This window comes from Serratia sp. CY27727, assembly GCF_052169275.1.
Taxonomy (GTDB): Bacteria; Pseudomonadota; Gammaproteobacteria; order Enterobacterales; family Enterobacteriaceae; genus Serratia; species Serratia sarumanii.
In genome coordinates, this window is sequence record NZ_JBJNLB010000012.1 from 84,545 (window position 1) to 96,592 (window position 12,048).

Genomic DNA, 12,048 nt, shown 5'->3' on the forward strand with positions numbered 1-12,048 from the left:
CTGTTGTTAACCGTGTAAAACTGCACCCATCATGCTTTGCGCTGCTGGGTCTTGGCGTCGGGCTCTTCTTCCGTCACGCAGACGTCGCACGGCAGGTGGCGGCCAATCAGCGCGCGGTAACCGAAAGCGCCCAGGCCACAGCCGACGATAGGGGCGAAGATCGGCACCAGGAAGTACGGGATGTCGCGTGCGCCGGTGAAGGCGACTTTGCCCCAGCCGGCCAGGTAGGCGAACAGTTTCGGCCCGAAGTCACGCGCCGGGTTCAACGCAAAGCCGGTCAATGGTCCCATAGAGGCGCCGATCACGGCAATCAGAATACCGATCAGCAGCGGCGCCAGCGGGCCGCGCGGGATGCCGTTGCCGTCGTCGGTCAGCGCCAGGATCAGGCACATCAGAATGGCGGCGATCACCATTTCTACCAGGAAGGCCTGGCCGACGGAGATATGCGCGTTAGGGTAAGTCGAGAAGATGCCGGCCAGCTCGAGGCTTTCGTTGCTGCCGCGCACCATGTGGTGAGCCGCTTCGAAGTCGAAGAACAGGTTGTAGTACAGCCCATAGACCAGGGCGGCGGCGCAGAAGGCACCGGCGATCTGCGCAATGATGTAAGGCACCACTTTGCGCCCGTCGAAGCAGGCGAACAGCCACAGAGCGAGGGTGACCGCGGGGTTGAGATGCGCGCCGGAAATGGCGGCGGTCAGATAGATGGCCATGGCGACGCCCAGGCCCCAAATGATGCTGATTTCCCACTGGCCGAAGCTGGCGCCTGCCAGTTTCAGCGCGGCAACGCAGCCTACGCCAAAGAAGATCAGCAGCGCCGTGCCGAGGAACTCGGCGATGCACTGGCCTTTTAATGTCGGACTGGTGGTTTGGCTCATAATGTTGTTGTCCTGCAAAACGGCGGTTGTTGGTTTATAGGCTCAGTTAGGTATACATCTGACCTATGGGCACAGTTTTTTTCATCTCGTCCAATTATTGAATGAGGACGTGATGTAAATTTATCGTTAACGAACATAAACGAGAAATAGCGAAATCAAAATGTGTGTAGCTCGTCATAAAATTGAGCGATTTCGCGTCGTTTAGTGTTCTTTCTGAGCCATAAAAGTGTGATCTGACCAGTGGTTTGGCGAGGGGCGTTAACAACTCGCGGCGGCGGCGGCGGGGATTTTCAGTTTTTGCTGATGGCGGAGGCAGGAAAATTGCAACAGACTGCGCGATGATCCGGTATGTTGCTAGACAGGCGGAGACTGGCTACTTACAATCGTTTTTAACGAATCGAGACTGGCGCGCCTTCCATAACGGCGCGCGTCACTGAGCGCGATGCAATATTCGCAGTAGCTGCAGCCGACGTTGCGGCCGCTACTTATAGATGTACGCCTTGCTATCATGAGGGGACTGAAGCATGTCATTTGAAGTATTTGAGAAACTGGAAGCAAAAGTACAGCAGGCGATTGATACCATCACCTTGTTGCAGATGGAAATTGAAGAGCTGAAAGACAAAAACAACTCTCTGTCGCAGGAAGTTCAGGCTGCCTCCGGCAACCACGAAGCGCTGGTGCGCGAAAACCAACAGCTGAAAGAAGAACAGCACGTATGGCAAGATCGCCTGCGCGCTCTGCTGGGCAAAATGGAAGAGGTCTGATTCCTCACGCCAGGCAGCAACGAAAAGGGCGCCTGCGGCGCCCTTTTTCATGACCGAAAATCACTCGATGTCGAGCGGGTCTTCGGAGAGGATGATGCCGGTGTTGTCGGCATACAGGTGATCGCCGGAGAAGAAGGTGACGCCACCGAAGTTGACGCGGATATCGCTTTCCCCCACGCCTTCGCTTACCGCGCCCGCCGGGATCGCCGCCATCGCCTGAATGCCGATGTCGAGCTCTTCCAGATCGTCCACCTGACGCACCGCGCCGTACACCACGATGCCTTCCCATTCGTTCTGGGCGGCCAGGCGCGCCAGTTCGGCGTTGATCAGCGCCCGGCGTACCGAACCGCCGCCGTCGACCAACAGCACGCGGCCGCGGCCGTTTTCTTCAAGCAGATCGAACAACAGGCCGTTATCCTCAAAGCATTTCACCGTGGTGATCTGCCCGCCAAATGAAGTACGCCCGCCAAAATTGGAGAACAGAGGTTCAACAACGTTCACCTCTTCATGATAGATGTCGCAAAGTTCGGAAGTATCGTATTTCATAGGATTTTACGTCTGTTTGCCGCTGGAATGTTCAGTATATCCCTTTATTCGCCCTGTTGGCAAAATCATCAGTTTTTAACTGAGCGCCACGCCGATAGCGAACAGCAGGTTGGCCAGCAACGCCGCCTTGACCATGTGCTCCAGCATCGGCCGCATGCCGACCGGCGTCGGATCGCGCAGTACGCGCAGGCCGTGGCGCACCAGCAGCGGGATCGCCAGCACGAACAGCCAGCCCCATGGGCTGTGGAGATTGAACAGCGTAAACAGCGCGAAACACAGCACCGCGCCGCCGAGCAGCAGGGCATGGTAAATGCGCGCCTTGTGCGGGCCGAGACGCACCGCCAGCGTATTCTTGCCGTTTTCGCGATCGCTCTCGATATCGCGCAGATTGTTGATGTTGAGCACCGCCGTCGCCAGCAGGCCGCAGGCGGTGGCCGGCAGCATCACGACGCTGTCGAAGGTGTGCGTTTGCAGATAGTAGGTGCCGGCTACGCTCAGCCAGCCGAAGAATACCAGCACCGAGATGTCGCCCAGCCCCAAATACCCGTAGGGCTTGTTGCCGACGGTATAGGTGATGGCCGCCACGATAGACAGCCCGCCCAGCACCAGGAAGCCGACCACGTCGCTGGGTTGCTCGCAGGCGACGGCGATCAGCGAACAGCCGGCGAGGGCGATCAGTACCACCGTCACCACCAGCGCCCGTTTCATCTGCGCCTGGGTGATCATGCCTTTTTGCATGCCGCGCAAGGGCCCGATGCGATCTTCTTTGTCGCTGCCTTTGACGGCATCGCCGTAGTCGTTCGCCAGATTGGAGAGGATCTGCAGCAGGCCGGCAGTCAACAGCGCCAGCAGCGCCACTTCGGGTTTCAGGCTGCCGTGCCAGGCGGCGATTGCCGAACCGACCACGATGGAGGCAAAGGCCAACGGCAGGGTGCGGGGGCGTAGACTTTCCAGCCAGGCGGTGATCGGGGTGGTGGGGGTCGATGAGCTCATGTTTCGCTTCTGTCAGTAAGTTGCGGTGTCCGTTAGAAATAATTGTGGGAGGCAATGCCTCCCACACAGATGACTGACAAGACAAAGATTGAGCGATTATAGGATAAAACGACTCAAATCTTCATCCGCCACCAGTTCATCCAGATGACTGCGCACGTAATCCGCATCAATTGTAATGGATTGGCCATTAATTTCACTCGCCTCGTAGGAAATATCTTCCATCAGACGCTCAAGCACGGTGTGCAGACGACGCGCGCCGATGTTCTCGGTGCTTTCGTTGACCTGCCACGCGGCTTCGGCGATGCGGCGGATGCCGTCGGCGGTGAACTCGATGTTGACGCCTTCGGTGCCCATCAGCGCTTTGTACTGCTCGGTCAGCGACGCGCTCGGCTCGGTCAGGATGCGCTCGAAGTCTTCGGTGGTCAGCGCCTGCAGCTCAACGCGGATCGGCAGACGGCCCTGCAGTTCCGGGATCAGATCCGACGGATTGGCGGTCTGGAACGCGCCGGAGGCGATGAACAGGATGTGGTCGGTCTTCACCATACCGTGCTTGGTCGACACGGTGCAGCCTTCCACCAGCGGCAGCAGATCGCGCTGCACGCCTTCGCGCGAGACGTCCGGGCCGGAGCTCTGGCCGCCGCGCTTACAGATTTTGTCGATCTCGTCGATAAACACGATGCCGTGCTGTTCAACCGCTTCGATCGCCTGCTCTTTCAGCTCTTCCGGGTTCACCAACTTGGCGGCTTCTTCTTCCACCAGCAGCTTGAAGGCTTCTTTGATCTTCAGCTTGCGCGGTTTTTGCTTCTGGCCGCCGAGGTTCTGGAACATCGACTGCAGCTGGTTGGTCATCTCTTCCATGCCCGGAGGCGCCATGATTTCCACGCCCATCGGCGCGGCGGCCAGATCGATTTCGATCTCTTTGTCATCCAGCTGGCCTTCGCGCAGTTTCTTGCGGAATGCCTGGCGGGCGGCGGACGGCTCCTGGCCTTCTTCCGGCTGGCCCCAGTTGTTTTTGGCCGGCGGGATCAGCACGTCGAGAATGCGCTCTTCGGCCAACTCTTCGGCACGGGTGCGGTTTTTCTCGATCGACTGCATGCGCACCATTTTGATGGCGGCATCGGTCAGATCGCGGATGATGGAGTCCACTTCTTTGCCCACATAGCCCACTTCGGTGAACTTGGTGGCTTCAACCTTGATGAACGGCGCGTTGGCCAGCTTCGCCAAACGGCGGGCGATTTCGGTTTTACCGACGCCGGTCGGGCCGATCATCAGAATGTTTTTCGGGGTCACTTCGTGACGCAGCATCTCGTTGAGCTGCATCCGGCGCCAGCGGTTGCGCAGGGCAATGGCGACAGCGCGTTTGGCCTTGTTTTGGCCAATGATATAGCTGTCCAGTTCGCTGACGATCTCGCGCGGGGTCATTTCAGACATGGTATTCGATCCTTACGCTTTGGAAGGCAATTCTTCAATGGTGTGGAAATGGTTGGTGTAAATACAGATGTCGCCGGCGATGTTGAGGGATTTCTCAACGATGTCGCGGGCGCTCAGCTCGGTATTTTCCAACATGGCGCGGGCTGCGGCCTGAGCGTAAGGGCCGCCGGAGCCGATGGCGATCAGATCGTTTTCCGGCTGCACCACATCGCCGTTGCCGGTGATGATCAACGAAGCGTTTTCATCGGCGACCGCCAGCAGCGCTTCGAGCTTGCGCAGCATGCGGTCGGTGCGCCAGTCTTTCGCCAGCTCGACGGCGGCTTTCACCAGGTGGCCCTGATGCATTTCCAGTTTGCGTTCAAACAGTTCAAACAGCGTGAAGGCGTCAGCGGTGCCACCGGCGAAACCGGCGATCACTTTGTCGTTATACAGGCGACGCACTTTCTTGACGTTACCCTTCATCACCGTATTACCCAGGGTTGCCTGGCCATCACCACCGATGACGACCTGGCCGTTGCGGCGTACGCTTACAATTGTTGTCACGAGCAGACCCTCGTTAAAGACGGAAAGAAGCCCCCGCAGCGCCTGCTTTCGCAGACGCTACGAGGCATATTGAGAGTATAGATGGGGGGGGATTGACGCTTTTCAACCCCCAACGGAGAGGGGAATGCAACTCGACATGCCGACGCCCTTCAGGCGCGAAAGGGTTTTGTCCGCGGCGGCGCGGCTGCTGTACGGGCCGAGCACCACGCGATTCCAACCGCCGCCGGCGGTGATGCGGCTCTCGATGCCTTCGAACGCCAGGCGCGCACGCACGGATTCAGCCTGATCGGTGGCGCGGAACGAACCGCATTGCACCATCCACTTCTGTTTTGATTCCGGTTTGGTTTCCTGCTTGGCCGTTTCCTGTTTCACTTCCGGTTTGGGCTCCGGTTTCGGTTGCGGCTTCGGCTCAGGCTGTTTCACCTGCACCGGTTGCTGGGTAGTCGGTTTTGGCTGCGGGTGCGGCTGCACCGGCGCGGTGGTGGCCCCGTTGTTGAACGGGTTGCGCGGCGGCTGGCTGACCTGCTGCTGTTGCTGCACCGGCTGCTGCTGCATTTGCTGTTGTTGCATCTGCTGCTGCTGGCGAGCGCTGCGCGCGTTGGCCTGGCCCGGATCGTTATACGGCACTTCGTTCAGCTGCGTCGGGCGCTGCTGCATGTCGGCCTGCATCTGTTCCAGCAGTTGGCGCTGTTCGGCGGTCAGCTGAGTTTTGGAATTGAGCTCGCCGCCGGCCGTCGGTTCGGTCGGGGTTTGCACGCCGATCTGCCGGTTTTCCAGCTCTTTGATGTAGCGCCAGCGCTCTTCCGGCTTCGGCGGCAGGCCGTTGCCGGGGCGCGTGGTGTGCGCAGGCAACAACGGCGCGTCTTCCGGCTTGTTGTGCGTAATGAAATAGAGGCCACCGACAAAGACAACCAGCAACGCGGCGGCTAACGCCAGCACGGTTTTGGAAACCTTCGGAGAACTGCGTTTTTTACGGCTGGGGGTTTTACGCTTAGCTCCTGCTGCGCGCCCACGGCTTACATAGTCTTTTTGTGCCACTATTATTCCGCTGTGTCCTGATGAAAGGATAAGTCCGTCATGTTACTGAACCCTAAAATATTTGACTAGCGTTTCGGGGCAGCGGTGCTGCCTCTGATAATCAATTCACTGTCCAACAGCCGGGAGCCGCTGGCCACCGTCTGGCCGTTCAACTGCTCCAACAGCAACAACATCGCCTGCTGGCCGATCTGGAAGCGCGGCTGCGCCACCGTGGTCAGCGGCGGATCGCAATACTGCGCCAGCTTGAGGTCGTCAAAGCCGACGATCGACAGATCCTGCGGCACCCGCAGCCCCATTTTCTTCGCCTGGGACAGCACGCCGATCGCCATGACGTCGCTGTGGCAGAACACCGCCGTCGGCGGTTTCGGCTGTGCCATCAGCGCCGTCAGCGCTTGCGCGCCGGCTTCGTAGGTAAAATCACCCCGGGTAATATAGCTGCTTTCGACGGTAATGCCATTACGACGTAGCGCTTGAACGTAACCCTGCAGCCGATAATGGCTCAGCGGCATCTGTTCCGGCCCGGCGACGCAGGCGATCTGCCGGTGGCCCAATTGATGCAAATAATGCACGGCTTCAAAGGCGGCGGTCAGGTTGTCGATGTGCACCGTCGGCAGTTCCAGCTCGGGAGCGAACTCGTTGGCCATCACCATCGGCGGCAGGTTGCGCTGCTCTTCCTTGCTGGCGTCGAACGGCAGGTTGGAGCCCAGCAGCAGCATGCCGTCGATCTGTTTGGTGATGATCAGATTGACGAAGGTGCGCTCCTGCTGGTTTTGCTGCGCGCAGTCGCCGATCAGCACCAGATAGCCTTGTTGGGCGGCGGTCTGTTCGATCCCCTGGATCACATCGGCGAAAAACGGATCGCAGATGTCGGGCACGATCACCAGGATGGTGCGGGATTCGTTGCGCTTGATATTGCGTGACAGAGCATGAGGAGAATAACCCACGGCCAGGACGGCCTGTTCCACTTTCTGGCGCGTCGGCGTTGACACCTTTTCCGGGTTCATCAGCGCACGCGATACGGTAGCCGTTGAAACGCCCGCCATTTCGGCGACGTCTTTCATGGTCGCCATGGATAACTCTTTCTTGTGTTCCAACGCCTTTCTCCTTGCGTCAGCCCCATGCCGACGCCACTACTGCTGTTTGCTCACAATGTCCGGCATGCGGTGGCGAAATTGTTGTCATTGAGCGCCACTCGCGTTCGGGCACTCCGTCGCGCTGCGATGTGGCGACAAAATTTGCCCTCGCAGACATTCTAAACAGAATACGCCCCGCCTTTGTTACCTAATTTGCATAAAAAATGTGACCTGAGAAGGTTTTTTAGCGTTCGCTCGCAATTTCAAGGGTAAACGTTTGCACTGCGGCAGCTAAATCGGACTTTTCCGGGATCAGCTGTCGATCGGATCGACATCCAGCGTCCATTTCACCTTGCGCGTTTGCGGCAGGGTGCCGATCAGCGGCAGCGAGCTTTTCATCAGCTGTTGCAGGACGCGCCGCGTCGGGTGCTGCAGCAGCAGCTGCCAGCGGAAACGGCCGCCGCGTTTGGACTGCAGCGCCGGCACCGGGCCCATCACCCACAGCGAATCGTCCTTCAGCGGGCTGGCTTCCAGCAGGTTGCGCAGCTGCTGCAGGAACAGCGGGGCCTGCTGGTTGTCGTGATCTTCGGCGCGCACGATGATGTGGCTGGTGTAAGGCGGCAGAAACACGCTGTTGCGCTCCGCCAGCGTCTGTTTGGCGAAGGCGTCGTAACCCTGTTGCAGCAGTACCTGCAGCAGCGGGTGCTCCGGATGGTGGGTTTGCAGCAGCACTTCACCCTGTTTGCCCGCGCGGCCGGCCCGCCCGGAGACCTGGGTATACAGCTGAGCGAAACGCTCGGCGGAGCGGAAGTCGGCGGAGAACAGCGCGCCGTCCACGTCCAGCAACGCCACCAGCGTGACGTCGGGAAAATGGTGGCCCTTGGCCAGCATCTGCGTGCCGATCAGAATGCGCGCTTCGCCGCGATGAATATCCGCCAGGTGCTGCTCCAGCGCCCCTTTGCGGCTGGTGGTGTCGCGATCGATGCGGGTGATCGGCGTGTCGGGGAACAGCGGCGCCAGCTCCTGCTCCAGCTGTTCGGTGCCGACGCCGACCGACACCAGGTGGGTGGAGCCGCACTGTGGGCACTGGTGCGGCACCGGCCGCTGGCTGTCGCAGTGGTGGCAGCGCAACTGGCGCTGATGCTGGTGGAAGGTGTAGTAGTGATCGCAGCGCTGGCATTCGGCGATCCAGCCGCACTCGTGGCAAAGCAGCGCCGGGGCATAACCGCGGCGGTTGAGGAACAGCATCACCTGATTGCCGGCTTTTAAATGGTGCTGCATGCTTTTCAAAAGCGGTTGCGACAGGCCGACCTTCAGCGGCAGCCCCTTTAGATCGATCAGGTGCTGCGTTGCCGGTTTGGCGTTGCCCGCGCGCTGGGTGAGCTTCAGCTGGCGATATTTACCCAGCTGCACGTTGTGCAGCGTTTCCAATGCCGGGGTCGCGGAGCCCATTACCATCGGGATGTCCTCTTCCCGGGCGCGGAACACCGCCAGATCGCGGGCGTGGTAGCGCCAGCCTTCCTGCTGTTTATAAGAGCTGTCATGCTCTTCGTCGATGATGATTACGCCCAGCTGACGGAACGGCGTGAACAGCGCCGAACGGGTGCCGATGACGATGGCGGCTTCGCCGCTGCGCGCGCGCAGCCAAACAGCCAGCCGCTCGCTGTCGTTCAGCCCGGAGTGCAGCACATCTACCGGCGCGTTGAAGCGCTCGCGAAAGCGGGCGATGGTTTGCGGCGTCAGGCCGATTTCCGGCACCAGCACCAACGCCTGTCGGCCTTTGGCCAGCACGTTTTCCAGCACGCTGAGGTAGACTTCGGTCTTGCCGGAGCCGGTTACTCCCGCCAACAGCCAGGCGGCGAACTGCTCATCCTCGCTTCTGATCGCCCCGACGGCGGTAGCCTGCTCGGTGTTCAGCCGCAGCCGCTCGCCGAGCACTGCGAAGTTGGGGCGCCAGTCGTGCGTATCCGCGACCTGAGCGCGCAGATCGATCAGCCCTTTGGCGCGCAGCGCCTGCAGGGCGCTTTCCGTCAGCTCAAGCTGGCTGACCTGGTGGCGATAGACCGGGCGTTGCAGCAGCGCCGCGAGCGCCTGCTGCTGTTTCGGCGCGCGTTTCAGGCTTTCGGGCGGGGTGGCGCGCCCCTCTTCGGTGGCGAACCATTGCCACAGCGGCGCGGCCTCGGCCGGTTTGCCTTGCCGCAGCAGGATCGGCAGCGCATGGAACAGCACTTCGCCGATGGGGTAGTGATAGTAATCGCTGGCCCAGCGCAGGATGCGCCACAGGCTGGGGGAGAACAGCGATTCGGCGTCGATCACGCTGTCGATCGGTTTGAGCTTGTCCAGCGGCAGTTCACTGGTGTCGCTGCAGCCGGTGACGATGCCGATCGCATGCTGCCTGCCCCAGGGCACGCCCACGCGCGCGCCGGCCACCGGCTGCATGCCGGGCGGCAGCAGATAGTCGAAGGTGCGGGCGAGGGGAACCGGCAAGGCAACGTGTACGACGGGCATGATCTCATCCAAATTGAAAAAAGTGGGCATCAGTTTACACGGCGCATCGGCAAATGTACGGTTCCGATTGCGCGCCCCGGCTAATGCTGTATAATTTGCCGCCTTTGGTATAATTCGATACCAAAATTCTATTATCAACCACGTGTGGTGTCTGGCGAAACAGGGCTGGATAGCGACACGGCCTTAACTGAGGTTTCCCATGAAACAAGGTATCCACCCAAAATACGAAGAAGTTACTGCTAACTGCTCTTGCGGTAACGTGATGAAGATCCGCTCCACCGTGGGCCACGATCTGAACCTGGACGTTTGTGGCGCATGCCACCCGTTCTACACTGGCAAGCAGCGTGACGTTGCTACCGGTGGCCGCGTTGACCGCTTCAACAAGCGTTTCAGCGTACCAGGCGCTAAGAAATAAGATTTCTTATCGTCCGATGAAAAAGGCGCCTTTGGCGCCTTTTTTCGTTTCTGCCGCCGGCGTTCGCCGGGCGGTTCTCAATATTCCCAGGTATCGGGATCGACACCCAGTTCGCGCATCAACACTTTCGCGGCTTCCGGAATTTCATCGCTGCGCTCTTTGCGCAGGTCTTCATCGTTCGGCAGCGGCTGGCCGGTAAAGGCATGCAGAAACGCTTCGCACAGCAGTTCGCTGTTGGTGGCGTGGCGCAGGTTGTTCACCTGGCGACGGGTCCGTTCGTCGGTGAGGATTTTCAGGACCTTCAGCGGAATGGATACCGTGATCTTTTTGACTTGCTCGCTTTTTTTACCGTGTTCAGCGTAAGGGCTGACATACTCGCCGTTCCACTCAGCCATGGGACACCTTAACTTTGTCAGAAAAATTACAAAATTCTAAAAACCGGCCAATTATGCCCGATCTTCACTGTTCTCACTAAATAAATGTCAATTTTACGCGACCAGGGTCACTGAATGCCCCACCTCGGCCGGGCATTGCGGCTTAACATCTTATCGTCATGTCATATCGGCATAATTTTAGCGGGTATTGTGCCATTGCTCAATCTATACGCAGAGAAGTTTAGATGTCCAGATGTATTGACGTCTATCAATCCTGCGATTACTCTTTAGGCCTCATTCACCGAACCGAGAGCCGAGCGAGCCCATGACGCGTAAACCAGCCACGATTGCCGTACGCAGCGGCCTGAACGACGACGAACAGTACGGCTGCGTTGTCCCGCCGATTCATCTGTCCAGCACCTATAACTTTACCGACTTCAACCAACCCCGAGCCCATGATTATTCGCGCCGCGGCAACCCGACGCGCGACGTGGTGCAACGCGCGTTGGCGGAGCTGGAAGGCGGCGCCGGCGCGGTGATGACCAGCAGCGGGATGTCGGCGATCCATCTGGTGACCACCGTGCTGCTGAAGCCCGGCGATCTGCTGGTGGCGCCGCACGACTGCTACGGCGGCAGCTATCGGTTGTTCGACAGCCTGAGCAAACGCGGTGCCTATCGCGTGCTGTTCGTCGATCAGGGTAATGAAGCCGCCCTGCAACAGGCGCTGGCGCAAAAGCCGAAGCTGGTGCTGATTGAAAGCCCCAGCAACCCGCTGCTGCGGGTGGTGGACATCGCGGCGATCTGCGCCGCCGCGCACGCGGCGGGCGCGTTGACGGTGGTGGACAACACCTTCCTCAGCCCGGCCCTGCAACAGCCGATCGAACTCGGTGCCGATCTGGTGGTCCATTCGTGCACCAAATACCTGAACGGGCATTCGGACGTGGTGGCCGGGGCGGTGATCGCCAAAGATCCCGAGCTGGCGGTCGAGCTGGCCTGGTGGGCGAACAACATCGGCGTGACCGGCGGCGCGTTCGACAGCTATCTTTTGCTGCGCGGCATGCGCACGCTGTCGCCGCGCATCAAGGCGGCGCAGCAAAACGCTGAAGCGATTGTTGACTATTTACAGCAGCAACCGTTGGTGAAAAAGCTGTATCATCCCTCCCTGCCGGAGAATCCGGGGCATGAGATCGCCCGCCGGCAGCAGCGCGGTTTCGGCGCGATGCTGAGTTTTGAACTGGACGGCGATGAAGCGGTGCTGCGCCGTTTTCTCTCTGCCCTTGAGCTGTTTACTCTGGCAGAATCGTTGGGCGGCGTAGAAAGCCTGATCTCGCATGCAGCGACCATGACCCACGCCGGCATGGCGGCGGAGGCGCGGGCAGCGGCCGGCATCTCCGAGAGCCTGCTGCGCATTTCCGTGGGTATTGAAGACAGTGAAGATTTGATTGCCGATCTGGAACGCGCTTTCCAGGCGGCGGCAACGAGGTAAGC

12 protein-coding genes are annotated in these 12,048 nt (G+C 59.7%); 3 read left to right on the forward strand and 9 right to left on the reverse strand.

All coding sequences use genetic code 11. The features are described from left to right. Positions 1-29 precede the first annotated feature (29 nt). Complete coding sequence (locus ACJ8HB_RS21865; RefSeq protein ID WP_004931095.1) at positions 30-875, reverse strand: MIP/aquaporin family protein; 846 nt, start codon at positions 873-875, stop codon at positions 30-32. A 524-nt stretch (positions 876-1,399) separates the two neighbouring features. On the opposite strand from ACJ8HB_RS21865, the gene zapB reads away from it, so the two are divergent. Further along, entirely contained in the window at positions 1,400-1,639 is a 240-nt protein-coding gene (gene zapB / locus ACJ8HB_RS21870; protein ID WP_004931092.1) for a septal ring assembly protein ZapB, read from the forward strand. A 60-nt stretch (positions 1,640-1,699) separates the two neighbouring features. On the opposite strand, the gene rraA is transcribed toward zapB, so the two are convergent. The 7 genes from rraA to priA all read right to left on the reverse strand — a co-directional run bounded on the left by rraA (position 1,700) and on the right by priA (position 9,771). Continuing rightward, complete coding sequence (gene rraA / locus ACJ8HB_RS21875) at positions 1,700-2,185, reverse strand: ribonuclease E activity regulator RraA (protein WP_004931090.1); 486 nt, start codon at positions 2,183-2,185, stop codon at positions 1,700-1,702. 75 nt (positions 2,186-2,260) lie between these two features. After that, entirely contained in the window at positions 2,261-3,178 is a 918-nt protein-coding gene (locus ACJ8HB_RS21880; protein WP_047570051.1) for a 1,4-dihydroxy-2-naphthoate polyprenyltransferase, read from the reverse strand. Between the two features lie 96 nt (positions 3,179-3,274). Continuing rightward, the gene (gene hslU, locus ACJ8HB_RS21885; RefSeq protein WP_033636435.1) at positions 3,275-4,609 is read right to left on the reverse strand and encodes an HslU--HslV peptidase ATPase subunit; all 1,335 of its coding nucleotides are present in this window, start codon (positions 4,607-4,609) and stop codon (positions 3,275-3,277) included. A gap of 12 nt (positions 4,610-4,621) precedes the next feature. After that, the gene (gene hslV, locus ACJ8HB_RS21890) at positions 4,622-5,152 is read right to left on the reverse strand and encodes an ATP-dependent protease subunit HslV (RefSeq protein ID WP_033649891.1); all 531 of its coding nucleotides are present in this window, start codon (positions 5,150-5,152) and stop codon (positions 4,622-4,624) included. Between the two features lie 102 nt (positions 5,153-5,254). Continuing rightward, complete coding sequence (gene ftsN, locus ACJ8HB_RS21895; protein ID WP_047570053.1) at positions 5,255-6,190, reverse strand: cell division protein FtsN; 936 nt, start codon at positions 6,188-6,190, stop codon at positions 5,255-5,257. Between the two features lie 65 nt (positions 6,191-6,255). Continuing rightward, complete coding sequence (gene cytR, locus ACJ8HB_RS21900) at positions 6,256-7,284, reverse strand: DNA-binding transcriptional regulator CytR (protein ID WP_004931082.1); 1,029 nt, start codon at positions 7,282-7,284, stop codon at positions 6,256-6,258. Positions 7,285-7,575: 291 nt separating this feature from the next. Continuing rightward, a complete protein-coding gene (gene priA / locus ACJ8HB_RS21905) occupies positions 7,576-9,771 on the reverse strand; it encodes a primosomal protein N' (RefSeq protein ID WP_043148438.1) in 2,196 nt (731 codons plus the stop codon). 199 nt (positions 9,772-9,970) lie between these two features. Between priA and rpmE the strand changes: the two genes are divergently transcribed. Beyond that, positions 9,971-10,186, forward strand: a complete 216-nt coding sequence (gene rpmE / locus ACJ8HB_RS21910; RefSeq protein ID WP_004931078.1) for a 50S ribosomal protein L31 — start codon at positions 9,971-9,973, stop codon at positions 10,184-10,186. Between the two features lie 77 nt (positions 10,187-10,263). On the opposite strand, the gene metJ is transcribed toward rpmE, so the two are convergent. After that, positions 10,264-10,581: a met regulon transcriptional regulator MetJ gene (gene metJ / locus ACJ8HB_RS21915; RefSeq protein WP_006317756.1), complete on the reverse strand. Its 318-nt coding sequence runs from the start codon at positions 10,579-10,581 to the stop codon at positions 10,264-10,266. Between the two features lie 304 nt (positions 10,582-10,885). On the opposite strand from metJ, the gene metB reads away from it, so the two are divergent. Continuing rightward, positions 10,886-12,046, forward strand: a complete 1,161-nt coding sequence (metB, locus tag ACJ8HB_RS21920) for a cystathionine gamma-synthase (RefSeq protein WP_033636432.1) — start codon at positions 10,886-10,888, stop codon at positions 12,044-12,046. Positions 12,047-12,048 lie beyond the last annotated feature (2 nt).